This is a genomic window from Bacteroides clarus, from assembly GCF_015555825.1.
GTDB classification, from domain to species: domain Bacteria; phylum Bacteroidota; class Bacteroidia; order Bacteroidales; family Bacteroidaceae; genus Bacteroides; species Bacteroides clarus.
Window position 1 is genome coordinate 328,235 of sequence record NZ_JADNLF010000001.1, and the last position, 26,759, is coordinate 354,993.

At 45.5% G+C, this 26,759-nt stretch carries 24 protein-coding genes and 1 tRNA gene; 12 read left to right on the top strand and 13 right to left on the bottom strand.

The window, feature by feature from the left end:
• Positions 1-29: 29 nt before the first annotated feature.
• The 3 genes from I2F54_RS01200 to I2F54_RS01210 all read right to left on the bottom strand — a co-directional run bounded on the left by I2F54_RS01200 (position 30) and on the right by I2F54_RS01210 (position 3,163).
• A complete protein-coding gene (locus tag I2F54_RS01200; RefSeq protein ID WP_009122152.1) occupies positions 30-998 on the bottom strand; it encodes a hypothetical protein in 969 nt (322 codons plus the stop codon).
• Positions 999-1,002: 4 nt separating this feature from the next.
• Positions 1,003-2,442 carry an MBOAT family protein gene (locus tag I2F54_RS01205; RefSeq protein ID WP_195500353.1) on the bottom strand — a complete coding sequence of 480 codons (1,440 nt, stop codon included), beginning with the start codon at positions 2,440-2,442 and terminating at the stop codon, positions 1,003-1,005.
• 232 nt (positions 2,443-2,674) lie between these two features.
• Entirely contained in the window at positions 2,675-3,163 is a 489-nt protein-coding gene (locus tag I2F54_RS01210) for a DUF4251 domain-containing protein (protein ID WP_129618593.1), read from the bottom strand.
• Between the two features lie 96 nt (positions 3,164-3,259).
• Between I2F54_RS01210 and I2F54_RS01215 the strand changes: the two genes are divergently transcribed.
• The gene (locus I2F54_RS01215) at positions 3,260-3,787 is read left to right on the top strand and encodes a GNAT family N-acetyltransferase (RefSeq protein WP_195500354.1); all 528 of its coding nucleotides are present in this window, start codon (positions 3,260-3,262) and stop codon (positions 3,785-3,787) included.
• 118 nt (positions 3,788-3,905) lie between these two features.
• On the opposite strand, the gene rpsO is transcribed toward I2F54_RS01215, so the two are convergent.
• On the bottom strand, positions 3,906-4,175 hold the full coding sequence (gene rpsO / locus I2F54_RS01220; RefSeq protein ID WP_009122156.1) for a 30S ribosomal protein S15: 270 nt from the start codon (positions 4,173-4,175) through the stop codon (positions 3,906-3,908).
• A 156-nt stretch (positions 4,176-4,331) separates the two neighbouring features.
• Here rpsO and typA point away from each other — a divergent pair, with 156 nt between their 5' ends.
• Positions 4,332-6,131: a translational GTPase TypA gene (gene typA, locus I2F54_RS01225; RefSeq protein WP_009122157.1), complete on the top strand. Its 1,800-nt coding sequence runs from the start codon at positions 4,332-4,334 to the stop codon at positions 6,129-6,131.
• 110 nt (positions 6,132-6,241) lie between these two features.
• On the opposite strand, the gene I2F54_RS01230 is transcribed toward typA, so the two are convergent.
• Positions 6,242-6,889 (bottom strand): nitroreductase family protein, encoded by a 648-nt coding sequence (locus I2F54_RS01230; RefSeq protein ID WP_087425406.1) that lies wholly within the window; start codon positions 6,887-6,889, stop codon positions 6,242-6,244.
• 98 nt (positions 6,890-6,987) lie between these two features.
• Entirely contained in the window at positions 6,988-8,595 is a 1,608-nt protein-coding gene (gene pckA / locus I2F54_RS01235; protein WP_087412117.1) for a phosphoenolpyruvate carboxykinase (ATP), read from the bottom strand.
• Positions 8,596-8,908: 313 nt separating this feature from the next.
• Here pckA and upp point away from each other — a divergent pair, with 313 nt between their 5' ends.
• Positions 8,909-9,568, top strand: coding sequence for a uracil phosphoribosyltransferase (gene upp, locus I2F54_RS01240; RefSeq protein ID WP_009122161.1), 660 nt, complete (start codon positions 8,909-8,911; stop codon positions 9,566-9,568).
• Positions 9,569-9,579: 11 nt separating this feature from the next.
• Here upp and I2F54_RS01245 read toward each other — a convergent pair whose 3' ends face one another.
• From I2F54_RS01245 to I2F54_RS01260, 4 genes are all read right to left on the bottom strand, one after another.
• Positions 9,580-11,274 carry a SusD/RagB family nutrient-binding outer membrane lipoprotein gene (locus I2F54_RS01245; RefSeq protein ID WP_195500355.1) on the bottom strand — a complete coding sequence of 565 codons (1,695 nt, stop codon included), beginning with the start codon at positions 11,272-11,274 and terminating at the stop codon, positions 9,580-9,582.
• A 35-nt stretch (positions 11,275-11,309) separates the two neighbouring features.
• Complete coding sequence (locus I2F54_RS01250; RefSeq protein ID WP_195500356.1) at positions 11,310-14,693, bottom strand: SusC/RagA family TonB-linked outer membrane protein; 3,384 nt, start codon at positions 14,691-14,693, stop codon at positions 11,310-11,312.
• 411 nt (positions 14,694-15,104) lie between these two features.
• On the bottom strand, positions 15,105-16,109 hold the full coding sequence (locus I2F54_RS01255) for a 2-oxoacid:ferredoxin oxidoreductase subunit beta (RefSeq protein WP_195500357.1): 1,005 nt from the start codon (positions 16,107-16,109) through the stop codon (positions 15,105-15,107).
• Positions 16,110-16,123: 14 nt separating this feature from the next.
• Positions 16,124-17,971 (bottom strand): 2-oxoacid:acceptor oxidoreductase subunit alpha, encoded by a 1,848-nt coding sequence (locus I2F54_RS01260; RefSeq protein WP_195500358.1) that lies wholly within the window; start codon positions 17,969-17,971, stop codon positions 16,124-16,126.
• A 294-nt stretch (positions 17,972-18,265) separates the two neighbouring features.
• Between I2F54_RS01260 and I2F54_RS01265 the strand changes: the two genes are divergently transcribed.
• Both I2F54_RS01265 and I2F54_RS01270 read left to right on the top strand, forming a co-directional pair.
• Positions 18,266-18,337, top strand: a tRNA-Arg gene (locus I2F54_RS01265).
• 106 nt (positions 18,338-18,443) lie between these two features.
• On the top strand, positions 18,444-19,766 hold the full coding sequence (locus tag I2F54_RS01270; protein ID WP_005650581.1) for a phage integrase SAM-like domain-containing protein: 1,323 nt from the start codon (positions 18,444-18,446) through the stop codon (positions 19,764-19,766).
• Between the two features lie 509 nt (positions 19,767-20,275).
• Here the strand turns inward: I2F54_RS01270 and I2F54_RS01275 are convergent.
• Positions 20,276-20,695 carry a hypothetical protein gene (locus I2F54_RS01275; RefSeq protein WP_008642475.1) on the bottom strand — a complete coding sequence of 140 codons (420 nt, stop codon included), beginning with the start codon at positions 20,693-20,695 and terminating at the stop codon, positions 20,276-20,278.
• A gap of 362 nt (positions 20,696-21,057) precedes the next feature.
• Here I2F54_RS01275 and I2F54_RS01280 point away from each other — a divergent pair, with 362 nt between their 5' ends.
• Positions 21,058-21,300 carry a hypothetical protein gene (locus I2F54_RS01280; RefSeq protein WP_005655492.1) on the top strand — a complete coding sequence of 81 codons (243 nt, stop codon included), beginning with the start codon at positions 21,058-21,060 and terminating at the stop codon, positions 21,298-21,300.
• 164 nt (positions 21,301-21,464) lie between these two features.
• Here the strand turns inward: I2F54_RS01280 and I2F54_RS01285 are convergent, their stop codons facing one another.
• Positions 21,465-21,659 carry a hypothetical protein gene (locus tag I2F54_RS01285; protein ID WP_225982644.1) on the bottom strand — a complete coding sequence of 65 codons (195 nt, stop codon included), beginning with the start codon at positions 21,657-21,659 and terminating at the stop codon, positions 21,465-21,467.
• A gap of 293 nt (positions 21,660-21,952) precedes the next feature.
• Positions 21,953-22,396 carry a helix-turn-helix domain-containing protein gene (locus tag I2F54_RS01290; protein WP_044300339.1) on the bottom strand — a complete coding sequence of 148 codons (444 nt, stop codon included), beginning with the start codon at positions 22,394-22,396 and terminating at the stop codon, positions 21,953-21,955.
• Positions 22,397-22,540: 144 nt separating this feature from the next.
• On the opposite strand from I2F54_RS01290, the gene I2F54_RS01295 reads away from it, so the two are divergent.
• From I2F54_RS01295 to I2F54_RS01320, 6 genes are read left to right on the top strand one after another with little or no spacing between them, the layout of a single operon-like run.
• Positions 22,541-22,786 carry a hypothetical protein gene (locus I2F54_RS01295; RefSeq protein ID WP_005655486.1) on the top strand — a complete coding sequence of 82 codons (246 nt, stop codon included), beginning with the start codon at positions 22,541-22,543 and terminating at the stop codon, positions 22,784-22,786.
• A complete protein-coding gene (locus I2F54_RS01300) occupies positions 22,783-23,334 on the top strand; it encodes a helix-turn-helix domain-containing protein (RefSeq protein WP_005655483.1) in 552 nt (183 codons plus the stop codon). The genes I2F54_RS01295 and I2F54_RS01300 overlap by 4 nt, the downstream gene beginning before the upstream one ends.
• Positions 23,335-23,348: 14 nt before the next feature.
• Positions 23,349-23,561, top strand: a complete 213-nt coding sequence (locus I2F54_RS01305) for a hypothetical protein (protein ID WP_008642482.1) — start codon at positions 23,349-23,351, stop codon at positions 23,559-23,561.
• A gap of 3 nt (positions 23,562-23,564) precedes the next feature.
• Entirely contained in the window at positions 23,565-23,849 is a 285-nt protein-coding gene (locus I2F54_RS01310; protein ID WP_005655479.1) for a hypothetical protein, read from the top strand.
• 1 nt (position 23,850) lies between these two features.
• Positions 23,851-25,812, top strand: a complete 1,962-nt coding sequence (locus I2F54_RS01315) for a coiled-coil domain-containing protein (RefSeq protein WP_044300337.1) — start codon at positions 23,851-23,853, stop codon at positions 25,810-25,812.
• Positions 25,813-25,820: 8 nt separating this feature from the next.
• Positions 25,821-26,759: a recombinase RecT gene (locus I2F54_RS01320; protein WP_008642484.1), complete on the top strand. Its 939-nt coding sequence runs from the start codon at positions 25,821-25,823 to the stop codon at positions 26,757-26,759.

Here is a 26,759-nt window from a genome sequence, read left to right on the forward strand (position 1 = left end):
GGTGCAACATTCTGTGACGAAAAGTTTGTTTATGGTCTTTGCGAGTGTACGGGAGATTTCGTTTGTACGCTATCGTTGTTCCAAATGTCATGTTGCAGTATCTGCGTAAACTTTATGGCGCCGATATCGGCGGACAGGTGGTTGCCGCTGTGGAAATCGTCGTCGCCGAAGCGGTTGTCGTTGAAATAACTGTATAGGCGGACGTTGTCCCATTTGGCGGCTATCTCCTCCAATGCGGTATGCATTTGCGCGACTTGCGCCGGATAGGTGAGCTCGTAATATAGCTTGTGCACCGGCGGAATGACGAGGTACAGATTGATGCCTTTGCTCCGGCACAATCCGGCGACGTCATTCAGCCGCCGGATATTATCTCTGAATGTCTGCTCCGCCGCGGGCTCTTGGGACGCGGAGTGCCCTTTTATCAATCGGGGAATGTCTTGCAGCCAGGCATGGCTTCTCTCGGTCGAATCGAATCCGTGGTCTAAGCCCAAAGAATCGCATGCCATGGTTTTTTTATGGAGAAGGTAGTACTTCGACCATTTTCTGAAGGAGATGGAGCCTGTGGCAATCAACTCGATGTTGTAAAGCGGGTCTTTGTCTGTCTCGATACCCATATAGATTTTATGGTTGGCTATGCTTATCTTGTCCTGGCTGATACAGTCGTCAATCCACAGCGTCTGATAGGATATTCCCCAGATGACGTTTTGCAGATGGGGCAGTTGTCCGATGTATCTCTCCAGCAATATCCGATTGTAGCGCAACCATTGTCCGGAGAGTGAAATGTTGTATGTACTGTCGGCAAGGTATGCCGGGTTGATGCTGCAATTGGTTACCGAGCTGCCTATAATCAGGTTCTTGACTTTATCACTGTTCTTCTCTATGATTTCCTGCTTGAACTTATAAGAGTTGGGAATACGGCGGAGCATAACCTCGAAGCCGATACCCAATACGAGCAGGAGTGACGAGAACAGACAGATGTATGTTAGGAATTTCTTCATATCCTCAGAATTGGAAATAAATGAACTCTTCCTGCTGACCGGCCAGCAGGAGAGTCGTTATAAACAGAACATAGTAGAGCGTCCAACGGACTGCCTGATAACGGAAAATGCCTTTTTCCTCTATTTGCAGGCCGAACTGTTTCTCGCGTTGGAACCACTCTACCACCAATAATATCGCGATATAGATAAGCGGGTCTTTGCCATGCGCGGGAAGTACGAAATCAAACCGGGTCACCATGCGCATTATATAACCCCATGCCTGGTGAATGTTCTCCGCGCGGAAGATAATCCATCCGATAACAACCAGCAGGAAGGTGATAAACATTTGGCATACCTCTTTTATATCAGGAAACAGGCGGCCTTGGGCTACCACGTCTTTGTTCTTACGATTCTTGCCCATGATGAACAAAGGCAGGAACAGCAAAGCGTGAAAAGCTCCCCAGCAGATGAAAGTCCAGTTGGCTCCGTGCCAAAAGCCGCTGACCAGGAATATAATCAGTGTGTTGCGCATCGCTTTCCATTTGCCGCATCGGCTTCCGCCCAGAGGAATGTAAATATAATCGCGGAACCAGGTTGTGAGCGATATGTGCCAGCGCCGCCAGAACTCGGCTATATCCCTTGAGAAGTAGGGGAAGTTGAAGTTGCGCATCAGGTTGACGCCGAACAGGCGTGCCGTACCGATGGCAATGTCCGAATAACCGGAGAAATCACCGTATATCTGGAATGTGAAGAAGAGCGCTCCCAAAAACAGATGCGTCCCGCCGAGCGTCTGATATTCATCGAAGATCAGATTGACGGCGGCGGCGCAGTTATCGGCCACCACCATTTTCTTGAACAGTCCCCATAAAATCTGTCTCATGCCGTCTACCGCCTTGTCGTAACTGAAGCCGCGCGGTACAAGGAACTGCGGCAGAAGATTGGTAGCCCGTTCGATAGGGCCGGCTACGAGCTGCGGGAAGAAACTGATGAAAGCGAAGAAAGCGACTATGTCGTGCGTGGGCTTTATTTTATGTTGGTACACATCGATGGTATAGCTGAGCGCTTGGAAGGTGTAAAAGCTGATGCCCACCGGCAGCAATATATCTATCGTCACCCAGTCCGCTTCTACGCCGAAGAGTTGGAACAGTTCGGCCAGGTTCTCTCCGAAGAAGTTGAAGTACTTGAAGATGCAGAGAATTAGCAGGTTGAGGGTGATATTCGCTGCGCTGACCCATTTTTGTTTGGTTCGCTGCCCTTCCAGTCTCTCCAAAACTATGCCGCTGGCAAAACTGCAGAGCGTGGTAAACGCAATCAGAATGAGGAAACGCCAGTCCCACCAGCCGTAGAAGATGTAGCTTACCGCCACTATAAAGAGGTTTTGCCAACGCAGCGGCTTGAAAACAAACCAATAGAGCAGGAATACTATTGGCAGGAATATTAGAAACTCAAAAGAATTGAATAGCACAGACCGTTTGTTTTTTGCTCCAGTTCCCTAATAGCGATTTATAAAAGGGGAAGTGTTGGAACTGTTGTTCTCCTTATGTCAGTGAAAGCACTTCCCGTCTGAATTTCAGATTTATATAATATTGACCGGGCGCAAAAATAAACAAAATTTAAAACAAATCAATCTTTCTCAAAGAAGAAATGATATTTGCAGGCGTGTATTTTATGATTGCAGGAGCCTTGATTGGGGTTTCTTACTCTTTTACATCCAGCTCTCCGGAGTATGAGATGGCTTGTTTGTTCATCGGTTGGATATGTATGTTGGCGGAACCGTCGGAATAGATAGTCAGGCTGTACTCATACTTATCCTCTTCATTGCCGGTCTTGAAGTCGATCCGGGTCTTTCCTTTTTTGAGGCTTTCTTTTTTGTATCCGGTAAGCGGGGCGTTAAAAATCAGTCCTTTCCCGCCGCCGTAAGGCACATTGTAGGCTACTCCGAAATAGGGCAGGTAGGAAAAGACGGAGTCATTCCTGATTTCTATGGAGTAGTCGGAGGTCAGGGCCCGGCTGCGACCTCTCATGGGTTGCATATAGTCTACCTTGATTTTGTACTGACCGGCGTTTATCGCTTCCCTGACGCTGCGTTCGGTTTGCGCTTTCTTTTCGCTCCGGCTCTGTGCTGTTGCGGGTTGCATGGCAAGCATCCCCGACAAACATAATAGGATAAGTTTAGCTGTTTTCATCGTTGCCCGGTTTTCGATATCGACAAAGATAAAGATAATGTTTTTGAGAAGTAAAACAGATTCAATATTTTTGTGCGAGAATAAAGATTATTAAGTATGGTATATATTGAAACTCCCCGTTTGCTGTTGCGCGGTTGGAAAGAAGAAGACTTCGTTCCTTTTGCGGAGATGAACAGGAATCCGTCTGTCATGGAATTCTTTCTGCATCCTTTGTCAGAGGAAGAGTCCCGCAGCCTTTTTGATACTGTCAGAAATGAGTTCCTCCGGTGCGGGTATGGGGGATATGCCCTCGAGCGGAAGTCGGATGGGGCTTTTGTCGGTTTTACGGGCTTCCATAACTTTGCGTTTGATGTGGATTTCGCTCCGGGCATTGAGATACTGTGGCGGTTGAGGCGGGAATATTGGGGACAGGGCTATGCCACTGAAGCGGCGAAGGCATGTCTGGCTTATGCCGAAGAGAATCTTCCGTTTTCTACGGTTCGGGCTTTCACCTCGTTGCCCAATAAGCGTTCGCAAAGGGTGATGCGGAAGATAGGAATGGAATTTGAAAAGAATTTTCTGCATCCTGCCGTACCCGACGGGCATCTGCTGAAAGAGCACGTACTTTATAAGATACAACTGTAACATTTTCCTGCGCTCTCCTGTTTATGGGGGAGCGGGGAACAAGGATATGATATGAAAGTAAAGCGGTGGTACTCTCCAATGAAAGTACCACCGCTTTAATAAGTTTACCGCAAGTAAATTACTTACGCAAGCCGAGTTCCTGAACAATAGCACGATATCTGTTGATGTCGCGGTCTTTCAGGTAGTTCAACAGCGCACGGCGCTTACCTACCAACATTGTCAAGGCTCTTTCTGTACTATAATCTTTTCTGTTGAGCTTCATGTGCTCAGTCAGACGAGCAATACGGTATGAAAACAATGCTATCTGAGATTCAGCTGATCCCGTATCAGAGTTAGACTTTCCGTATTTGCCGAAGATTTCTTGCTTTTTAGCAGCGTCTAAATACATAGTGTTTAATTAAAAAGTTGATAATTCTTTTCTCTTTCGAGGGCGCAAAGATAGGGATTATCTTTTATATTGCAATGATTTCCAGCAAAAAAATCTTTTCCCTATGAGGTATATACTGTAAAATTCGTACCTTTGCACGCAAATAATAGGTATTATATGCAAAATATTAGAAACATTGCAATTATTGCCCATGTCGACCATGGGAAAACGACGCTTGTCGATAAGATGCTTCTGGCAGGAAATCTCTTCCGCAGTAACCAGAGCACAGGTGAATTAATGTTGGATAACAATGATTTGGAACGTGAACGAGGGATAACAATCCTTTCAAAGAACGTTTCCATCAGCTATAAAGACACGAAGATTAATATTATCGATACTCCGGGACACAGCGACTTCGGTGGCGAGGTGGAACGTGTATTGAATATGGCCGACGGATGTATCTTGCTGGTGGACGCTTTTGAAGGTCCGATGCCGCAGACCCGTTTTGTACTGCAGAAAGCTTTGCAGATAGGTTTGAAGCCTATCGTCGTTGTCAACAAGGTGGACAAGCCCAACTGCCGTCCCGAAGAAGTTTATGAGATGGTATTCGATTTGATGTTCAGTCTGGAAGCCACGGAAGACCAACTGGATTTCCCCGTTATCTACGGCTCCGCAAAAAACAACTGGATGAGCACAGACTGGCAACAGCCGACGGACAATATCTATCCGTTGCTGGACTGTATTCTGGAAAACATCCCGGCTCCTACGCAGTTGGAAGGTACGCCGCAAATGCTCGTTACTTCATTGGATTACTCTTCTTATACCGGTCGTATCGCCGTAGGCCGTGTACATCGCGGTACTTTAAGAGAAGGCATGAATGTGTCTTTGGCTAAGCGTGACGGTTCAATCGTCAAATCGAAGATTAAAGAACTGCATACTTTTGAAGGTATGGGCCGTGTGAAAGTTGCGGAAGTTTCTTCCGGCGACATCTGCGCATTGGTAGGTATCGAAGGATTTGAAATCGGAGATACGATTTGTGATTACGAAAATCCCGAAGCATTGCCGCCTATCGCCATTGACGAGCCGACCATGAGCATGTTGTTCACTATCAACGACTCTCCGTTCTTCGGTAAGGAAGGCAAGTTCGTTACTTCCCGCCATATCCACGACCGCCTGATGAAGGAATTGGATAAGAACCTTGCGCTCCGTGTGCGCAAGAGCGAGGAAGATGGAAAATGGGTGGTTTCCGGCCGTGGCGTGCTTCACCTCTCCGTATTGATTGAGACGATGCGTCGCGAGGGATACGAATTGCAGGTAGGACAGCCGCAGGTAATCTTCAAGGAAATAGACGGCGTGAAGAATGAGCCTATCGAGGAACTCACAGTCAACGTTCCCGAAGAATATGCCAGCAAGATTATCGATATGGTAACCCGCCGTAAGGGTGAGATGGTGAAAATGGAAAGCGCCGGTGAACGTGTGAATCTCGAGTTCAATATGCCGTCACGCGGTATCATCGGTCTGCGTACCAATGTGTTGACAGCTTCCGCAGGCGAGGCCATCATGGCGCACCGCTTTAGAGAATACCAGCCTTACAAGGGTGAAATCGAACGCCGTACCAATGGTTCTATCATCGCCATGGAGTCGGGTACCGCTTTCGCTTATGCCATCGACAAGTTGCAGGACCGGGGTAAGTTCTTTATTTTCCCGCAGGAAGAAGTGTATGCCGGACAGGTTGTAGGCGAGCACTCCCACGACAACGACCTTGTGGTGAACGTAACCAAATCCAAGAAGCTGACCAATATGCGTGCTTCAGGTTCTGACGAAAAGGCGCGTCTGATTCCGCCGGTACAGTTCTCTTTGGAAGAAGCGTTGGAATACATCAAGGAAGACGAGTACGTGGAAGTTACTCCCAAGTCTATGCGTATGCGTAAGGTTATCCTGGACGAGACAGAGCGTAAACGTGCGAATAAGAACTGATTATTTTAGTTGTTGTATATAGAAAGGAGCGCTTCACTGTAAGGTGGAGCGCTCCTTTTTTCGTCATAGGATAATCCGTTATCCTACGAGCTTCCTCTTTTATCGTACGGTCAGTCTATGTATTTCACTTTAGCCGCATCTCTCGGCTTGGCGGCGGGCGCTTCGTCCGGATAGCCGAAAGCGATGCAATAAAGCAATTTGTAACCTTCGGGAAGCTCCAGCCTTTTAAGGTACTCGGCGGCTTCGGGCGTATCGGCCATAAAGCGCGTGGGGCTTGCCAGACAGCAGGAACCTATTCCCATAGACCAAGCGGCCAATACCATGTTTTCACCCAGCAGGCCGCAGTCTATTTGTGAGCAGTCGTACGAAGTGTCGTTTCCGATGAATACCACCGTAGGCGCATTGCGGAACATATTCTTGAAGTCGGGGTCTTCAGCCGCTTTCGGGTTCTTCTGTTTGAAGATTTCGCTAACTCCGTTCAGGAATTCCGGGTTGTCCACCACGCGCACCGCCCAAGACTGTTTGTTCTGCCCGTTGGGGGCGTTGATGCCGCAATCCAAAATAACTTTCATCGTATCCCGGTTCACCGCTTCCGGTTTGTACTTACGGATGCTGCGGCGCGACATAATCGTTTCGATTACCGCTTCCGAATCGCTTTTCTCCGTAGCCGTGCTTTCACTCTCTCTTTGTACCTGCGGCCCGCAACCGGACAGCATCAATAGGCCTGCGCCTAACAGCATTAACTTTAAACTCTTCATATTCTGTGCTATATTAGTAATTCGCTTCTTCGCAAATCTAACAAAAAAAGCGGCTCCCGAAAACGGAAGCCGCCTTAAAAATATGTAATCCTGTTCTATTAGAGTTTCGGACCAGCAGCAACCAAAGCTTTACCGGCTTCGTTACCAGTGAACTTAGCGAAGTTCTTGATGAAACGTCCGGCCAAGTCTTTTGCTTTTTCTTCCCACTTGCAAGCACATTCATAAGTGTCGCGAGGATCGAGAATCTTCGGATCAACACCCGGCAATTCTGTCGGAACAACGAAGTCGAAGTAAGGAATAACCTTTGTCGGAGCCTTGTCGATAGAACCGTCGAGGATAGCGTCGATGATACCGCGAGTATCTTTGATGGAGATACGCTTGCCGCTACCGTTCCAACCGGTGTTAACCAAGTAAGCCTTAGCGCCTACCTTATTCATCTTCTTAACCAGCTCTTCTGCGTATTTAGTAGGATGCAAGCTCAAGAAAGCGGCACCGAAGCAAGCAGAGAATGTCGGAGTCGGTTCAGTGATACCGCGTTCCGTACCGGCCAACTTAGCAGTGAAACCGGAGAGGAAGTAGTACTGAGCCTGTTCCGGGTTCAGGATAGATACCGGAGGCAATACACCGAAGGCGTCAGCTGACAGGAAGATTACCTGATGAGCGTGAGGACCTTTGGATACCGGCTTCACGATGTTGTTGATATGATAGATAGGATAAGAAACACGAGTGTTCTCGGTTGTGCTCTTATCAGCGAAGTCAATCTTGCCGTTAGCGTCAACAGTTACGTTCTCCAACAGAGCGTCACGTTTGATAGCGTTGTAGATATCGGGTTCGCTTTCTTTGTCAAGGTTGATAACCTTAGCGTAGCAACCGCCTTCGTAGTTGAATACACCTTCGTCATCCCATCCGTGTTCGTCGTCACCAATCAACAGACGTTTCGGGTCGGTAGACAAAGTAGTCTTACCTGTACCTGACAGACCGAAGAAGATAGCAGAATCGGTACCTTCCATGTTGGTGTTGGCGGAGCAGTGCATGGAAGCGATGCCGCGAAGCGGGTTCTTGTAGTTCATGATAGAGAACATACCCTTCTTCATTTCACCGCCGTACCAAGTATTCAGGATAACTTGTTCGTTAGTCTTCAGGTTGAATACAGTAGCTGTTTCAGAGTTCAGACCCAGTTCCTTGTAGTTGTCAACTTTTGCTTTGGAAGCGTTGAATGATACGAAATCGGGTTCTCCGTAGTTAGCTAGCTCTTCAGCAGTGGGGCGGATGAACATGTTAGTTACGAAGTGAGCCTGCCAAGCTACTTCCATGATGAAACGTACTTTCATGCGGGTAGCTTCGTTAGCGCCACAGAAAGTATCGACAACGAACAGACGCTTGCCGCTCAACTGCTTAACAGCTTTAGCTTTCAGGTCGGCCCATGCTTCTTCGGAGCAAGGCTTGTTGTCGTTTTTGTATTCTTCGGAAGTCCACCATACAGAATCCTTGCTGGCTTCGTTCATTACAAAGAATTTATCTTTAGGAGAACGTCCGGTATAGATACCGGTCATTACGTTCACAGCACCCAGTTCAGTTACTTGACCTTTTTCGAAGCCTTCCAGACCCGGTTTGGTCTCTTCAGCGAACAATACATCATAAGACGGGTTGTGGATGATTTCCTTCACGTCTTTGATACCGTACTTGCTTAAATCTAAATTTGCCATTTCTTTTAAGATTTTTAAAATTGGTATTTGGTTTATAATCTCTTTTCGTACTTTTTAGCCTTATTGCAAGGGGGCGAATCTATGAAAAACCGCACTTTTCAGTAAGACCCTTGTTTTTGCGACTACAAAAGTAATACTTTATTTTAAAAGAAACATCCAATTAGAGAAATTTTTCTGTAATAGGAAATCTTTTATAAAACCGTAACAATATCTGCAAACTGAATGTTGCAAATTGAGTGGAAATCGTTTACTTTGCATTTATATTCTATCAATATACGGAATAACCAATACATATTAATCTGATAATACACTAATGAAAGTTATCAACTTTGCCGAGACTAACTCGGTCTTGAATCAATACGTGGCGGAAATACGCGACGTGCAAGTGCAGTCCGACCGCATGCGTTTCCGCCGGAACATCGAACGCATCGGTGAAATCATGGCGTATGAAATGAGTAAGGAACTTACCTACTCCGAAAAGCAAGTGCAAACGCCGCTGGGGATAGCTCCTGTCAGCACTTTCGATGATGATGTGGTGATTGCCACCGTCTTCCGTGCGGGGCTTCCTTTGCATACCGGCTTCTTGAACGTGTTCGACCGCGCGGGCAATGCTTTCGTTTCGGCCTACCGCTATTATAAGGATAAGGAGTGCCGTACGGTGGATGTGCATATCGAGTATATCGCCACTCCCGACCTTTCCGGCAAGACGCTGTTACTGGTTGACCCGATGCTTGCTACGGGAGAAAGCATGGAGCTTGCATGGAAGGCTTTCCTTACCAAAGGCACACCTGCTAAATTGCAGATTGCCTGTGTGATTGCCAGCCAACAGGGGGTAGACCATTTGCAAAGACTATTCCCGGGGGATGAAGTTTCTTTGTGGTGCGGCGCTATCGATCCGGATATGAACGAACACTCTTATATCGTTCCGGGATTGGGTGATGCCGGAGACCTGGCTTTCGGAGATAAGCTGTAATCCGTATCGCCTTATTTAGCCCAGAACAGTTTCTCCGTATAGGTATCCTTGGCCGCTATATCTTTATAGTACGGATTATAATTCACTTCCGTACTTGGGTATCTCCAGCGGTTCGGCACATTGGGAATAGTACCCGAAACTTCCGGGAATACCAGCCCCGAAGGATAGCCTGTACGGCGAATATCGCTCCACGCTTCGCGGCTGACAAGGAAACCGAAGTGCAGCCATTTCTGCGTTATGATGGCGTCTAATTTGTCCGTATACGCCGTGTCGTTCCATTTGGCGTCGGCAAAGTCCGCAATCTCTTCATCGGTAGGAGCGTCGTAACGGCGGCAATTTTCTCCGGAACCTATTGAGTCGTAATAGTAATACAGTGCGATGGATTGGCTGACGGCCATCTTGAATTCTTCTTCCGCTTTTGCCATATCCTGTGCCACGCCATACCCCATGGCATAAGCTTCCGCTTTCAGAAAGTGTATTTCGGGTGAGGCCATTATCAGCATATCGAATTTATCGTTTTCCCAGAAAAATCCCCTTTGGGTAATCTGTGAGAAGCCTTTGTTGGCGGTATTCACTTCATCCTGCGCTTGAGAATTGTAATACTCCGTCAGTTCGTCTGCCACAGTGAGGTCTGTGCCGAGATAGCGGTGCTCGTCCACTTCTCCGGTTTCACGGTTGGTGATGGTGACGGGGTTGTAGTTCAGCAGGATGCGGGGGTCGTCTTCGCCTTTGATGTAAACGCCGCTTAGCGGATCACTGCCGGTCATGTCATAGTTGCCGTGACCGAGCATGCGGTCTATGATGGCGCCTGAAGCAAGGCGGTTTGTAACCCAGTCACCCAATCCGCTGCCGGCGGTGAAGTTTAGTTGTCCGGACTTTTGGTTGATGATGAAGATATTGTTTTCCTGTTCTTCTACCAACGGATAGTCGGCGGGATTCTCCAATATCTCTTTGATGGCTGCGCGTCCTTCCGCCTGCAAAGCCCCCTGTGCCGCTACGCGCATGGCAAGGCGCAGGCGCAGGGAGTTTGCATAGCGTTCCCATTTTTTCATATCTCCCAGGTTGATGAAGTCCTGAGTGCTGAAATTCTTCGGTGTAGTTACCGAACGGAAACGCGGGGCTATTTCTTTCAGCTCGTCAAGTATCGTTTTATAAATATCTTCCGCTTTGTCATAAGGAGCGTAAGAGCCGTTTACATCATTAGTCAGCGGCAGGGTGCACGCTTTGGAGAAAGGCATATCTCCGAAAATATCCACCGTTGCGGCAAAAAAGTCGTACAGTTGCACTTTGCCTGCCAGCATAAAGGCTTCGTCCTGTGCTTTCTGGTTGTCATTCTCTTCATTGTACAGCGATTCCATCTTGCGGTATTGCATCAGTGCCGAGTACAGATTATCCCATTGCCCGTCTATGGCGGGGGTATATCCGGGACTGTACATGCCGCCGGAGTTACTGTAACCGAATGTCTGCGCATACTTGCCTACAAACTGCGAGTCGAAACCGAAGAACCGTCCGTACTCATAGACATCATAATCTTTCACTTTCTGGAAAACTCCCACCATCAGATTGCTGATAGTGACTTGATTGACCTTGGAAGGATCTTCATATTTGCTGTCGAAGTCAGCATCCGTACAACCGGAAGTAGCTAGCAGCATAGCTCCCGATAGAATGAACGCTCCTATATTTATTTTTTTCATACCCATTGTCATTAACTCTCAATTCTTAATATTCATTTCTCTATTTCCTAAAAACTTGCCCGTAACGAGATACCGAAATTACGTGTTGCCGTAGTGGAACCGCCCACTACCGCCTGGCTTGCCCAGGATGTCCCTACGGAAGATTCTGCATCGTAATTCTTCAGCGCTTTGTAGAAGTAGAACAGGTTACGGCCGAATACCGAGACACTCAGTCGTGTCATGCCCAGTTTGGAGATCAGTTTCTCCGGGAATTGGTAGCCGATGGTCAATTCGCGCAGCTTTACGTATGTATTGTCGAATACCGAGTGACGGTACGTATATTGCTCGGGTTGAGTACCCCAGTTGTATGTCTGGTTGTAGTAGTATCCGGCAGGGATGATGCGGGTGTTCTTCTCGCCGGTAGAAGCCACTACGCCCGGCAGAATAACACCGTCGTGGTAAATAACCTCTCCGTTAGGGCCTGCACCCAATGAAGGGTCTACCTGTACAGGTACGCCGCTGGCATTGTTGTTACCCGGATAGTAGTAAGATAAACCGCCATGTTCCGTATCGCGGTATTGCAGCGATTCCGGTGTCAGACCCGATGCAGTGGAGTACTGGTACATCTCGTTGATGACATCGCCGCCTATGCGGAAGTCGATGCTGAAATCCAGGAATATGTTTTTGTAGGAGAATGAACTGAACAAGCCGCCTACACCGTCGGGATTGATGTTACCCACTCTTTGCAGGTCTGTCTGGTTCAGGTACAGGCCTTTGTCCGATATCAGATAATCGCCGTTCTCGTTCACCTGCGGCACTTGCACGTAGATGTCGCCCATCGGACGTCCCTCTACGGCCTGTATCTTGGCTCCGCCACCGCCTATATTGGATATTTCGAGGTACGGCACGCCTTCGGCGAGTTTCACGACCTTATTACGATAGATACCGTAGTTGGCTGTCAGGTCCCAGCGGAAATCTTTGGTCAGTATCGGAGTGGCGCTAACGGAGATGTCCCAGCCCTCATTGGCTACTTCTCCCACATTCATCAGTACGTACTTCACGCCCGAAGAAGACGGTTGGGGAGTGGAAAGTATCTGGTCTTTCACACGGTTGTTGTAGTACGATACGTCGAAACCCAGACGGTTGTTGAAGAACTTGCTTTCGAGTCCTATTTCGTACTCATACTTTTTTTCGGGGCGGATGTTGGCGTTACCCCATGAAGAAGGCACATAGTTCCATGTGAAGCCATTGTCCGAACCTTGCTCGTAGATGATGTTGGCGGCATACGTCTCCGGCGCATTACCTACGATACCGTATGAGAGACGGAGTTTACCGTGATTCCACCATGCCGGCATGCGGAAAGCGTTTGAGAACAGGAAGCTGAGGTTGGCGGATGGATAGAAGAAGCTTTGGTCTTTCAGGGTGGACGAACGTTCCTGCCGTCCCGTCAGTTCGAGGAACAGGTAGTTGTCCCAACCCAGGCTTAGCGTACCCATATATCCTGTTTTCAACAGTTCCATGCGCTGCAATGTGCTGCTGGCGGTGTAGCGGCTGGCATTAAGGTCGAACCAGTTTTCCGTAACCAGACCGCCGTTGGTGGAAACACGCATGTTGTTCATGTTTTCGTAACGCCCCGTCCAACCCAATGTGGCGGCGATGTCGAAGCGGCGGATGTTGTAGTTGAAGTTCAGCATTACATCACCGTACACGATGTCGTAGCGGCGGTTGATATTTTGGAAACTGCCGCTGGGGTCGTATAAAGAGTTGGGACGCTCCGTTTCATATTCCAAGGTCTGCTTGGTATCCGTTATGTCCGTAGAGAGTTGTGCGCGAAGGCTCAACCAATTGGTTATCTGCCAGGTGGGACGTATCATACCGATGAGACGGTTTTCCGTTTCCTCGCTGTGGTGATGATACATATTCCAAAGCATATTCGATACGCCGCTCAGATATCCGGGGTCGTATGCCCATGACTCATCCGGAGTGAGTGTGGCGTCACCGCCTATGGCATATGTGTTGCGATAGCCCAGGCTGGTGACATAACTCTGCTTCAGATAAGGAATATCCATGAAAGACGAGAACATATTGCCGAAGCTGCCGTACAGGTTCAAAGAGGTTTGAGGGCGGTCTTTCACATCCTGTATGATGTAGTTCAGCGAGTATTCCAGTGTCAAGGGCTTGGCCAGTTTGTAGGACCCCGTCAGTTTGAAGTTGTGCTTCGTGAAGCTGCCTGTCAGCGAATTCGGTATTTCGTCCATAAAGGTATAGGAGAAACGGTTGCTGCTTGTTTCCGTTCCTTGTGAAATGGCGAGGTTGTACGTCTGGTTCCATCCCGTGCGGAACAACTCTTTCCACGGATTGTCCGTAGCCGGCAGGTAAGGACGAACCTTGCCGTCCCAGTACAGTACGTCGCTTCCATCGTATTTCGGGCCGAAGGACATGGTGGTGTTATACAAGCTTTTGTAATTTTCACCGTTCATGGTGCGCTGGTAGAAACCTCCTGTCTGTTTTTCGTAATCGCTATAGTCGGTGTTGTAGCGTCCCGGGCCGTACAGTGTCTGTACTTTCGGCAGATAGGCGGGCAGGTTGGCGGTAACCTGCGCTGTGAAATCCACCGTCAGTTTGCCGCTTTTAGCACGCTTGCTGGTGATAACCACTGCGCCGTTTGCGGCTTCCGAACCATAAAGCGCCGTAGCCGAAGCGCCTTTCAGCACGCTTATACTTTCAATATCTTCCGGATTGATATCCACCAGGCCGTTGGAGCGTATCTGTCCGTCGTTGCCGAACTCGGCAAAGTCGGTGCTTTTACCTGTTCCGCCGTTACGGATGGGCACGCCGTCCAGAATAATAAGCGGTTGGTTGTTTCCTGTGATGGAGGTCAGTCCGCGTACGTTGATAGATACCGCGCCGGCCGAACCGCCCTGTGTCTGCGTGATGCGGATGCCCGGCGCTTTGCCGTACATGGCAGATGCAAAATTGGTCGCTCCCGCCTTTACTATTTCGTCCGATTCGATAGTGCTGACGGCGTAGCCCAACCGTTTGGTATCTTTTTTGATACCCATAGCTGTAACGACCACTTCTTTCAGTTGTTGCGAGTCCTCTCTCAGTGTCACTCGTAAATCGCCTTGTTTCTTGCGTCTTGCCAATTTGATTTCACGGGTGGCATAGCCCATATAGGCAATGGAGAGTGTTGCATCGGCGGGAACTTTCAAGGTGAAGTTTCCGTCCACATCTGTAATAACACCGTTGTTAGTGCCTTTTTCTATGACGCTGGCTCCGATAAGCGGTTCGCCTGTCACATCTCTTACCATACCTTTAATTGTCTGGGAGTCTTGCGCATAGATATTTTCTGCGAAAAGGAACGCCAATACCATACCCATAATACCTAATCCCTTTTGAAGATGCAACTTCCTATAAGAAGCCTCGCCCCATTCTTTCTTAATAAACTTCATATTTCTACAATGATTATTGCCTTGTATAATTAAATCCGTTGGAATTTTTGCAGATATTATGGGGCAATCAGTATGCCAAAAACGGTAGGTAGGATGCGGATGATAGTTTATATATATGATATTCAGTTCTTTATTTTTTATAAATACTTGTAATATATGTGTGCGTGGTGTGGAATGTTGTGGAAAAAATCCACAGTGGTGTGTTGCAATTCCACAGTTGCGGTGCTTGCTCGCTACATTTGAAATGAAGTATATTGATATTCAGTCTGTGCCTTTAGAACGGTGATATTGCCGGGTCTTTAAATTCAAATAGAGCGAAAAAAATCCCCTTCACCCGCTATCCTTCTTGAATAAAGGGATGTGGCGGGTGAAGGGGAGTAAGTCTAAACAGATTTTTTGTTCGGTGAAAGGTTATTTCACTTCCCAGGTATCATTTGTCATAAGCAGCTCTTCGAAGTTGTGGTATTTCTTCTTGGCGGATACTTCTTCGATTTGCGCATGTACGGCATCGTCATAAGTCGGGGCTTCCACATCGCGGATTACACCGAGGGCGATCGGGAAGTCGGGACCTTCCATCAGGGCGAGTTTCAGTTGCAGGGTGTTGTCCTCGCAATGAGCGTCGTGAATAAGGATGTCCTTTTCCGTAATACCGTTTTCACCGAGTTTCACCACTTTCAGTCCGAAACCTTCCTGCATCAGTCCGTATTCGTTGTTCTCGCCGAAGAGCATGGGCTTGCCGTGTTCCAGATAGATGGCGTTCTTGGCACGGTCTTCTTTCTTGGCAACTGAGTCGTGCGTACCGTTATTGAAGATAACACAGTTCTGGAGAATTTCGCAGACACTTGTGCCTTTATGATTGTAGGCGGCTTTCAGAACCTCTATTGTTCTGGCTGCATCCGTGGCTACGGCACGTGCAAAAAAGTGACCGCGTGCACCGAAGCAGAGTTCTGCCGGTTGGAATGGGTCTTCTACCGTACCGTAAGGGGATGACTTGCTGACGAAGCCGCGGGGAGACGTTGGGGAGTATTGCCCTTTCGTCAAACCGTAGATGCGGTTGTTCAGCAGAATCATGTTCAGGTTGATGTTACGACGGTTGGCATGGATGAAGTGGTTACCACCGATGGCAAGTCCGTCACCGTCTCCGCTCACTTGCCATACGGCGAGTTCCGGATTGGTTACCTTACAACCGGTGGCGATGGCTGCGGCGCGCCCGTGGATGGTGTTCATACCATACGTATTCATATAGTGGGGCAGACGGCTGGAGCAACCGATACCTGAAATTACCGCTGTCTGATGAGGCGGTACGCCGATTTCGGCCATAGCCTTATGCAGAGATGCGAGGAAAAAGTGGTCACCGCAACCCGGACACCAGCGGGGTTGCCCTTTCTTGAAGTCTTTTGCTGTATATTCGCACATAGTTCTTTTCGTTTTTAGTTTTTGATAATCTCCTCAAATGCTTGTACTAACTCGTTTACCAAGAAAGGCTGGCCTTTCACTTGGTTGAACTGATAGGGAACGAATCCGTCTACTTTCATACGCAGGTATCCGGCAAACTGTCCCATGTTCTGTTCTGCCACCACTACTTTCTTGTAACGTTTCATCACCTCCGCCGTATTCTTGGGCAGCGGGTTGATGAACTTGAAGTGAGCGAGAGCTACCTTCTTACCGGTTGCACGAAGTTCGTCCATCGCAGCGTGCAAGTGGCCGTAAGTACCGCCGAAACCGACAATCAACAGGTTGGCATCGTTCTTATCGCCTTCTATATCTACGTCGGGTATTTCGATTTTGGCAATCTTCTCGGCACGCAGGCGCGTCATCAAGTCGTGGTTTTCCGGGTCGGTGGAGATGGCGCCTGTCTTATTGTCCTTTTCCAGTCCGCCGAGGATATGAGTGAAACCCTCTGTTCCGGGGATGGCCCAATAGCGGCTGCCGGTCTTTTCGTCACGTTGGTAGGGTGTCCATGAGCCCTGCATTTCGGAACGTACATAAGGTGGAACGATAACGGGGTAGTCGGCAAGTTTGGGCAGTTTCCATGCCGCCGATCCGTTGGCAACGAAAGCGTCTGTAAGTAATACGACGGGAGTCATGTGCTCCAAAGCTATTTTGGATGCCATATAGGCACATTCAAAGCAATCTGTCGGTGAGGTGGCGGCAAGTACAGGCATGGGGCTTTCGCCGTTGCGTCCGAAGAGTACTTGCAGCAGGTCGGTTTGTTCGGACTTGGTGGGCAGGCCTGTTGCAGGACCGCCACGCTGTACGTCGAGTACTACCAACGGTAACTCCATGATAACAGCCAAGTTCATGGCTTCCGATTTCAGACAGATACCCGGTCCGGAAGTGGAAGTAACCGCCAATGCTCCGGCAAAGGATGCTCCGACAGCAGAGGCGCAACCGGAAATCTCGTCTTCGCACTGTACGGTCATAACACCGAGTGACTTGTGTTTGGAGAGTTCGTGCAGCACATCGGTGGCGGGAGTGATGGGGTAAGAACCCAAATACAGCTTCAAGCCGGCCTTCTCGGCAGCGGCGATGAAACCGTAGGCTGTGGCTTTGTTACCCGTAATGTCCATATAGCGTCCGGGGGTCTTTACCTTACTTTCTATCTTGTAAGTGTGGGCAACGGATGCGTGGGTATTATGTCCGTAGTCGTATCCGGCGCGGATAACCTTGATATTGGCTTCCGCAATTTCGGGCTTCTTGGCGAATTTCTCACGGATGAAGTCTTCGGCTATTGTCAGGTCGCGGTTGAAGAGCCAGCATACCAGTCCCACTGCAAACATATTACGGCACTTCAGCATGGATTTGTTATCCATACCTGTGTCGGCAAGGCAGTCCTTCACCATTTTGGAGATAGGAGCGGCAATGACATCCTGTTTGATGCCCATTTCCTCGATGGGATCATCTGTCTTGAAAGCCGCTTTTTCCAAATCCGACTTTTGGAATGCATCCGTATCGATAATGATACATGCGGTAGATTTGGCAAACTTATATTGGGTTTTCAATGCAGCGGCATTCATTGCTACCAGTACATCGCATTTGTCACCGGGGGTATAGACTTTGTTCGCACCGATATGTACTTGAAAACCGGATACACCTGTCAGCGAGCCTTGCGGGGCGCGGATGTCTGCCGGATAGTCAGGGAATGTGCTGATGTCATTACCTACCGTAGCCGAAACTGTTGAAAAGATGTTGCCGGCGAGCTGCATACCGTCGCCGGAGTCTCCGGAGAAGCGGACTACCACCTGCTCCAGTTCTTTGACCATCATGTCGTTTGCCATAACTTACGAATTACTATATATTATATTAGAAAAGTTACATTGTTATTTTGTTGACGGACAAATTTCGTAAAGTTAATCGGATTAACAAAACTTTTTTCGGAAAATCAGCAGAATACATTATCTTTGTGCCCACATTCTATTGCTATATGCAGAATGTATGCAAAAAGGCTCTGTAGTTCAACGGATAGAATAGAAGTTTCCTAAACGTATGTTCTTCCAAACAAGGGCAAAGGTAGTAAAATTTAGATTTATAGTAAATAAGAAAAGGAAGTTATAACGATAACTATTACATAAGGCTCTGTAGTTCAACGGATAGAACAAGAATTTCCTAAATTTTAGATAGGGGTTCGATTCCCCTCGGAGCTACTTTTCAAGTCCATTCCATTACGGGGTGGACTTCTTTTTTACAGCATTTACAGCAAAAAAGAGGTATATTTGCGGACAAAAGTTCTACTATAGTTCTACAAAGATTATGGCTACATTCAAAGCAGAGGTGTACGCTCACCAAAAGAGGGCTGACGGCACATATAATATAAAGATAAGGGTTATACACCAAAAGAGGAAAAAGTACATCCCGACCACTTACTACGTGACAAAGGATGATTTGACACGCACGACTTTCAAGCTGAAAAACCAAAAGTACATAGATGCCACCGATGATATGATAAAGAAATACCGTTCCATTTGTGACCGCATGGGGGAACGGCTTAAATCCATGACCGTTGAGCAGGTGGTAGATGCAATCACTAACGACAATGGGGAACACTTCGATTTGGATATAGTGGCTTATGCCCGTCAATACATATTGCACTTAAAGGAAACCGGGCATACAGGCAATGCGCTTTCTTACCAAGTAGCCATTAATAACCTTGTACGCTTTGTTGGCAGGGATAGCGTGAGCATAAAAGAAATCACGGTTAAGTTTATCAATGATTGGATAAAGTGGATAAAGGAGAATCCGGCACGTTCCAACCCCGAAGCCAATCACGGAGAAAGGGCACAGAGCCTATATATATCCCAGCTAAGAGCCATACACAACCGGGCAAAGAAAGAGTTTAACGATGAGGATGCCGGGCTGATACGCATTCCCTATTCTCCTTTTAAGAGGGTGGAAATTCCCAAAGTTCCAGTTACAAGGAAAAGGGCTATTTCTACGGATTTACTTCGTAAATTTTCGGAGTTGCCTTATTCTTTGATTATGCAACCGGGGACAAACAGGTACAATCTCGCAAAGGATGTCTTTCTTTTGAGCTTCTGCCTAATTGGAATGAATGCGGTAGATTTGTACACTTGTACGGATTTGAAGAAAGGACGGATTATATACCAACGGACAAAAACCAAGAATCGGAGAGCCGACAAAGCGGAAATGTCTGTGAGGATAGAGCCGGAGCTAAAAGCCCTTATGAAAAAATATAAAGACCAGACCGGGCAAAGGGTCTTTAATTTCTACAAGTTGTATTCAAGCGTGGATAGCTTTACGGCTGCAATTAACAAGGGCTTGAAAAAGATTGGTGATGATTTGGGGATAGATGATTTGGAATTTTACGCAGCACGCCATACATGGGCAACCATTGCAAGCAATGAAGCCGGAGTAGATAAGTACACCGTTCACACAGCCCTTAACCACGTGGACGAAAATATGAGGGTGACGGATATTTATATTGCGAAATCATGGGACAGCATAGATGCTGCCAATCGTAAGGTATTGGATTATGTCAAGCTATCTTTGGATGATGTAACAGAAAAGAAGTATATACCCAAAAATAAGCGTGTTTTGCCTAAGCAAAATTTGTAAGCCGTTATAGTTCAGCAATTTACAAGCCTATTTTTGCTTAGGCAAAATTTTAATAGGTGTTTATCTATCCTCTAAATCTGTATTGTCTTTGATAATCAGATAGTTACAAATTTTGCCTAAGCAAATTGCCTAAGCAAAATGATTTTGCCTAAGCAAAAATTATAATACACTGATAGTCAGTAAAATAGTTGTTTTTAAGCCTAAAAATAGCGTTTTGCCTAAGCAAAATTTGCAAATAATTGAAATACAGAGTATTACAAGCGTTATTTTGCCTAAGCAAAAATATAGCCTTTTTGCGTTTGCCTAAGCAAAATTTGTAAGCCGTTATAGTTCAGTAATTTACAAGCCTATTTTTGCTTAGGCAAAATTTTACGCAAGTTACAAAGGATAATATATATACTATATATAATATTATATAGTTAATTAAGAGTAAATATATGAAATAGGGGTGTGGGGGAAGAACAAAAAAAGGCACTTATGGAAGTGCCGTAATTTTACTTTGGTAGATTCTATTTTGTTTCTACGCTAATTATGTCCGATATATCTTTGTTGAAATGATAAGTGCAATTAGTAATTGCATATCCCCCATAGGAGTTTTTGGCTCTATATCTATGGGAAATCTCCCAAGCTAAAGTATCGTATGGATTTATACCCTTGTTTTCAAACATAGCTTTGATTTGTTCTAATTTTGAGTTAATGCTATCTGTTGGGAACTCTCCATCCGTTGCTCTTTTAACGGTTTCCACTAATGCTTTAGACATAGGTGTGACTATTCCTATTTTCCCCATATCCATACACTCATAACTATCAGGGTCTTTTAAATTATTCTCCAAATACCTATTTATTAGTTTCTCAGCTTTACGTTGCGGAGTGTCGCTATTACATCCTGTTATCAAAGCTATCAGGCAAAGCATTAGCAAAGTTTTCATAAGTGTGTATTTAACAGTTGTACTTAGCAAGCTACTGTAATACACACGAAAGCGTGGGATTACTCCGAGGATTAAGAGGTACGACCAAGCACCTAACAGCCCATACAAGAGTAATGCCCACGCAAAGCGCAGGCATTAGCAAATTGTCTGAGGGCTGTTTCTGAAATTTGGTCGTTTTCTTAATCCCTACAACAATAGCCAATGCTATTTAGTGATATTTTAATTCAGCAGCAAATATAGTGTATTATTTGTTATAAAAATAGTCTTGCAGTGTTATATTTATAATGACGTATCAAAAATATATAGGTTTTTGTTTCCAAATAAGCGGGGATTTTGTACCTTTGTAGAAAATAGTAGTTTATATGGGTAATTGGAGCGTACAACAAGAAGCTAAGAAAGAAGTCAAGGAGAAAGATAAAGTGAGGCGTGAAAAACTTGCTGGATTCTTTTTTAACTTGGCGCAACTCACATTTGCGGGTTTGGTTCTTGGTGGAATAACTCCGATATATGCCAATGTGGAAGCTGGTATAAACTGGTATGTTTTGACAGCAGGGAGTGTTTGGACTATAATGCTTGCTAAAGTAGGAAATACAATTTTAAAATAATAGATATGGAAATGTTAGGAGCTATCTTTACCGTTGGAATAGTTGTGACGGGTGCATTTATGATTTGGCTAAGAACAAAATCTGGCAAGAAATGGCTTGCTAATTTGTGATATGGAATATTTGTAAGAAATAGCCCCATGCAGACTAATAATGTTTGCATGGGGCTATTTTTGTTCTTCAAACATTCTTCCAAATCCAGTAAGCAGCCATTTGGCACTTACCCCATACTCCTTAACCATAGGATACAACCAAGATAATTGAAACCATCCACGCTCCAAGTCTTTTCTTTGCGCAATAAAATTTCTTCTATCTATGTTGTTGAGCCTACAGTATGTATTTACTCCTCTTATTTTCTTCATGGCTATAATGGCATCCAGCGCACTATAGAACCTTTCCATTATTTGCTTGCTTATAACGGTATTCATTGCGATATATGGCTCTTCAAGTTCTCTATATCGGATTTTAGCAACTCCAATTCACCTGTAGGCTCATTGGTTATTATAGCCGTAGTAATAGCGTTGGATATTTCCCTTTGCGCATCTAATACCCTATCAGGGTTTACCCGGTTAATTAAAAGGACTTCTTTGTAGAGGTCTATAACCATTCTATAATACTTTTCCATATCAATACTTCCTTTGCTTTAAACCAAACACTATACGGCATTGGCACATTCGACAGGATTCTCCGTTTGGGCACTTCCCTTTTTAAGTTCCTCTATTTCGTTTTGCAATCTGCCTATCAATCTATTCAACCGTTCTATTTCCTTATCTTTTTCTACTAACATTCCATAAGGTGCAATCAGCTTGTCATTCATCATCTTTACGACTTGTCTTGAAAAAGCGTCAGCACCAGCAAACATGAAATCTTCGGGAGTGACTTCTTTTAATACCGTATTTTGTTTTGGTGATATATCCGAATAATATTTTGAAATATCACCGAATTTAGACTGCAATATATCCAATTTCTCTTTTGAAATAGGTTTTATTCCGTTTTCTATATTTGAAATATAGTTTTGTTTACACATTAATATCTCTGCCAACTCCTTTTGAGTAAGTTTTCTATCAAGCCTAAACCTCTTTAAATCAAATCGTTGCATATAAATAGAATATTTTTAATAGAAAATATATCCAAAAAGTTTTGTTATATTCGGATATATAGCCTATATTTGTTGCGTAATTAAATAAATGACATTACAAATATAGCCAAAAAGCGTGTTTGTAGAACATATAAATTAGAGAAAATGAAAAAAGTAACCCAAAAAGACTATCAGTCTTTTATTCAGATTTACAAAGGATTGCCTGAAAGGAGTGCTGTAAAAGCTCCAAAAACTGAGTTCGTGGAGGAAATAGCGGCTCTGTGTATGTGTAGTACCAAGACGGTACGAATGTGGATTCATGGCGTACAAAAGCCGGATGCCCTCAAACAAAAGATGATTAGTGATAAACTGGGCGTTCCAGCCGATATTTTATTTCCTGTTACAGAATGAAAGCTATAGAGTTCTACACAACCCCGGAGGGTGAAGTTACTATGCGCCCTATCGGAGAAGCCGAAAGGCAGTTGAAAGAAACTGATACCGACTTTATCCAAGCTTTCTTGGCTATACTGAGGGAGTTTTATCCCGAAGCATACGATGCGCTTATGGATATATACTCTAAAAATTCAAACAACAAGAGGTATCGGGATTTCATAGCGGTGCGTAGATTCATTAAATGCAACTTCGGTCTGTATGACAACATGATTGATGTAGATGAGAATTGGAACTTTAATTTTGAGTTTGTAGGTTGTCCATTACGTGGAGAATGCAAACATGATAAAGTTATTTGCGCTCCTAAATTCAACTCTAAGTTGTCCGATAGGCAAATAGAAGTTATGCGAATGCTCTATGATGGGAAAAACGATTCAGAAATAGCCGAAAAGCTGTTTATCTCTTTAAATACCGTGAACAACCATAGAAAAAACAGTTTCCGAAAGGTTGGAGTACATTCAATGGCTGAATTTATGCGGTATGCTATGACTAACAATCTTTTCAAATAACAAATGCAACACCGATGAAAGGAGAAACTTTAGCAAACCTTATCCAATGTGGCGTTACGCTACTTCTTGGCATTATTGCCCTTGCTGGGGCATTGTTCTGTAATGCCTCATTTCACTTCTTTACCGCTATGGCTTGTTTTTGGCTGGCATGGGTTTTCTATACCGACAATGAGTATGGGATAGTAAGTGTTAGAGAATATTTTAAGAACCGCTACAAAAAGGACTGACTTATGGCAATTCAGATGGAACTATACGAGTTAAAGAATCTCTGTATGGAAATGGCTTCTTTGGGTGCTGCCAACTATGTAAAACAGACTATCCCGGCAAAAGACCTCATTTCACAACGTGAAGCATACAGATTGTTTCAAGAGTGCCGGGTGAAACGCTGGCAAAAAGACGGCAGAGTTTCTACTATCCGTGGCGGTAGCTCTATACATTCCAAAGTATTGTATTCACGTGCCGAACTTATGGCAGTGGATAAATCAGAGAAAATCAACTCTATAATTAATAAGTGATATGCGAACAATCAAATTAAAATCATTATCCCTTGTGAATTTTAAGGGAATCAGAAGCCTAAATATCGGTTTCTCCGATGCGGAAACGCTGGTTGCTGGAGAAAATGGTACGGGCAAAACAACTGTGTTCGATTCATTCCTTTGGCTTCTTTTTGGAAAAGACAGTACGGGACGGTCGGATAGTAATTTCAACATTAAAACGTTGGATTCGGACGGCAAGCCTATTTTGCACCTTGAACACTCCGTTACTGGTGTACTATCAGTGGATGGCAAGACGGTAACACTGCAACGCTGCTATGTGGAAAACTGGGTCAAGCCACGTGGAACTACGGAAGAAAGCCTAAAGAATCATGCAACAGAGTTCTATTTGAACGGTGTTAAGTTGGCTACCAAAAAGGAGTATGATAGTGAAGTAGCTGCCATCATCCCGGAAGATGTTTTCCGAATGATAACCAACCCTTTCTACTTTACATCAATGAAGCCGGAAGCGCAAAAAGAAATCCTTTTGGATATGGTAGGAACGCTTACCGACCAAGACGTAGCGCAGACCAAGCCCGAATATTTGGAGTTGCTGGCTCAGTTGTCCGGCAGGAGCATCGCCCAATACGCCAAAGAGGTAGCCGCCAAGAAAAAGGCTTGCAAAGATGAATTGTCAGTTATTCCCTCTCAGATAGAAACGGCTCGTAAACTTATGCCGGAGGAAGAGGATTGGGTAGCCATTGATAGTGAGATTGAGGATAAAAATGCCCGTATTCAGCAGATAGAGGAACAAATTGCCGACAAATCAAAGCTGAATGAGCAGGAATATCAACGTAAGGCTTTTATCCAAAAGCAAATAGGTGAAAAACGCCTACAACTCAATAGTAGAATGAATGAAATCGCTACAGAAGCTAACAAAGGGCGCAATGAGGCATCTTTGAAGCTGAACGAATTGGAATATTCGTTGCGTACTGAAAAAGCCTCTTTAGACAGAAAAAGGCAATCGGTTGCGGATATGGATATTGAGATAGAAAAGCTTAATACCAAATTGTCCGCATTGCGTGGTGAATTTTCATTTATCAGCAAGGAGGAACTTACCTATAATGAGGGTGAATTTATTTGCCCCACTTGCAAACGTCCTTTGGAAATTGAGGATATAGAAGCCAAGCAGCGTGAAATGCAAGCCAACTTTAACGCTAATAAGGCGGCACGTCTGAAAGCGAATAAAGAGGCTGGCATGGCTAAAAAGCAACGGCTTGAAGAAATGCAAGGGCTTAAAGACCGTACCAATGCCGAAATCGAGGAGCTGGAACAAAAGATAGAGAGTATCAATGCCGATATTCAACAAGCAAAGGCTTCTATCCCCGAGGCGCAAAACGTGGAAGCAATGATAGCATCCGACCGAACTTGCATTGACATCAAGAACGAGATTGTCGAACTTGAAAATCAGCTCAAAGTGGATGCAAAGATTGTGGACGTGTCGGAACTGCAATCGGAGAAAAGAACTTTGAATGAAGCCGTGCAAGGCTTATACAAGCGTTTGGCAAACCGTGAACAAATCGGCAGGGCTGAAAAGGAAATCGCTTCTTTGGAAGAAAAGCGCATTGCCAACAATCAAAAGTTGGCAGACCTTGAAAAATGGGAGTTTACGGCACTCCAATTCCAAAAGGATAAGGATGCGGAGCTGTTGAAACGCATTAACGGAATGTTCAGATATGTATCATTCTCCTTTGTGAACGAACAACTGAACGGAGGCGAAAAACTGACGTGTGTATGCACCGTGAACGGTACACCTTTCCTTGACGTGAACAATGCCGGACAAATCAATGCCGGAATAGATATAATCAATGCCATTTGCACGGCAAAGGGGGTATCTGCACCGATTTTCGTTGATAATGCGGAAAGCGTGAATCAAATAATCCCATCACTCAGTCAGATTATCCGGCTGGTGGTAACTACGGACAAAGAACTAACCATTAAATAATTGCGATTATGACACAGCAAGCGACTACAACCATACAACAGGCTGCAAATGGTGGGCAGGTAGCTACTCAAAGAAAGCCTGTAGATATTCTTAAAAGCATGATGAATGCCGAAAGCGTACAAGAACAATTCAAAAATGCGCTTGGTAAAAATTCGGCAACATTCGTAGCCTCTGTAATTGACCTATACAACGGAGATAGCAATCTGCAACTCTGTAATCCTAAACAGGTGGTAATGGAAGCACTCAAAGCTGCCACGTTACATTTGCCAATAAACAAGGCTTTGGGCTATGCTTTCATTATCCCGTTCAAAAACTCCAAAAAGGATGAAAAGGGCAACTGGATTAAAGTGTATGAGCCGACTTTTCAAATGGGCTATAAGGGTTATATTCAGCTTGCCATGCGCACGGGACAATACCGTACCATCAATGCGGATGTGGTGTATGATGGTGAGTTGCGCAAGGTAAACAAACTGACCGGGGAAATAGCCTTTGACGGTGAAAGGAAAAGCGATAAGGTGATAGGCTATTTCTGTTACTTTGAACTTATGAACGGCTTTAGCAAGACTTTGTACATGACAGTGGAGCAAATGGCAAACCATGCAAAGCGATACAGTAAAGCCATCACAAGCGATAAGGATGTAACGGTTGAAAAGTTGCTGAATTTGGCTAATTTGCCCGTTTCTCCCGATAGCAACAAGGTTGGTTGGATGGGTAACTTTCACGGAATGGCACAAAAAACCGTTATCCGTAATTTACTGAGTAAATACGGCTATTTGTCCGTAGAAATGCAAAATGCCATCACCAATGACTACGAGGGTGACGAAACTTCACAGCGTGAAATATTGACCGACAATTACGCAAACAAACAGTTGATTGATGCGGAAGATGTGAGCTTTGAAAGCGTGTCAAGCGAGCAACAAGCGGAAACTATTGACCCCGGATATTGA

Bases quoted from the DNA above. Each gene is read 5' to 3' on its own strand.
- I2F54_RS01310 (WP_005655479.1), top strand. From the start codon at position 23,565: ATGGCAATTCAGATGGAACTATACGAGTTAAAGAATCTCTGTATGGAA.
- I2F54_RS01315 (WP_044300337.1), top strand. From the start codon at position 23,851: ATGCGAACAATCAAATTAAAATCATTATCCCTTGTGAATTTTAAGGGA.
- I2F54_RS01275 (WP_008642475.1), bottom strand. From the start codon at position 20,695: ATGAAAACTTTGCTAATGCTTTGCCTGATAGCTTTGATAACAGGATGT.
- pckA (WP_087412117.1), bottom strand. From the start codon at position 8,595: ATGGCAAATTTAGATTTAAGCAAGTACGGTATCAAAGACGTGAAGGAA.
- I2F54_RS01215 (WP_195500354.1), top strand. From the start codon at position 3,260: ATGGTATATATTGAAACTCCCCGTTTGCTGTTGCGCGGTTGGAAAGAA.
- I2F54_RS01300 (WP_005655483.1), top strand. From the start codon at position 22,783: ATGAAAGCTATAGAGTTCTACACAACCCCGGAGGGTGAAGTTACTATG.
- I2F54_RS01210 (WP_129618593.1), bottom strand. From the start codon at position 3,163: ATGAAAACAGCTAAACTTATCCTATTATGTTTGTCGGGGATGCTTGCC.
- upp (WP_009122161.1), top strand. From the start codon at position 8,909: ATGAAAGTTATCAACTTTGCCGAGACTAACTCGGTCTTGAATCAATAC.
- I2F54_RS01255 (WP_195500357.1), bottom strand. From the start codon at position 16,109: ATGTGCGAATATACAGCAAAAGACTTCAAGAAAGGGCAACCCCGCTGG.
- I2F54_RS01290 (WP_044300339.1), bottom strand. From the start codon at position 22,396: ATGCAACGATTTGATTTAAAGAGGTTTAGGCTTGATAGAAAACTTACT.
- I2F54_RS01260 (WP_195500358.1), bottom strand. From the start codon at position 17,971: ATGGCAAACGACATGATGGTCAAAGAACTGGAGCAGGTGGTAGTCCGC.
- I2F54_RS01200 (WP_009122152.1), bottom strand. From the start codon at position 998: ATGAAGAAATTCCTAACATACATCTGTCTGTTCTCGTCACTCCTGCTC.
- I2F54_RS01250 (WP_195500356.1), bottom strand. From the start codon at position 14,693: ATGAAGTTTATTAAGAAAGAATGGGGCGAGGCTTCTTATAGGAAGTTG.
- rpsO (WP_009122156.1), bottom strand. From the start codon at position 4,175: ATGTATTTAGACGCTGCTAAAAAGCAAGAAATCTTCGGCAAATACGGA.
- I2F54_RS01305 (WP_008642482.1), top strand. From the start codon at position 23,349: ATGAAAGGAGAAACTTTAGCAAACCTTATCCAATGTGGCGTTACGCTA.
- I2F54_RS01245 (WP_195500355.1), bottom strand. From the start codon at position 11,274: ATGACAATGGGTATGAAAAAAATAAATATAGGAGCGTTCATTCTATCG.
- I2F54_RS01285 (WP_225982644.1), bottom strand. From the start codon at position 21,659: ATGAAGAAAATAAGAGGAGTAAATACATACTGTAGGCTCAACAACATA.
- typA (WP_009122157.1), top strand. From the start codon at position 4,332: ATGCAAAATATTAGAAACATTGCAATTATTGCCCATGTCGACCATGGG.
- I2F54_RS01295 (WP_005655486.1), top strand. From the start codon at position 22,541: ATGAAAAAAGTAACCCAAAAAGACTATCAGTCTTTTATTCAGATTTAC.
- I2F54_RS01280 (WP_005655492.1), top strand. From the start codon at position 21,058: ATGGGTAATTGGAGCGTACAACAAGAAGCTAAGAAAGAAGTCAAGGAG.
- I2F54_RS01320 (WP_008642484.1), top strand. From the start codon at position 25,821: ATGACACAGCAAGCGACTACAACCATACAACAGGCTGCAAATGGTGGG.
- I2F54_RS01270 (WP_005650581.1), top strand. From the start codon at position 18,444: ATGGCTACATTCAAAGCAGAGGTGTACGCTCACCAAAAGAGGGCTGAC.
- I2F54_RS01230 (WP_087425406.1), bottom strand. From the start codon at position 6,889: ATGAAGAGTTTAAAGTTAATGCTGTTAGGCGCAGGCCTATTGATGCTG.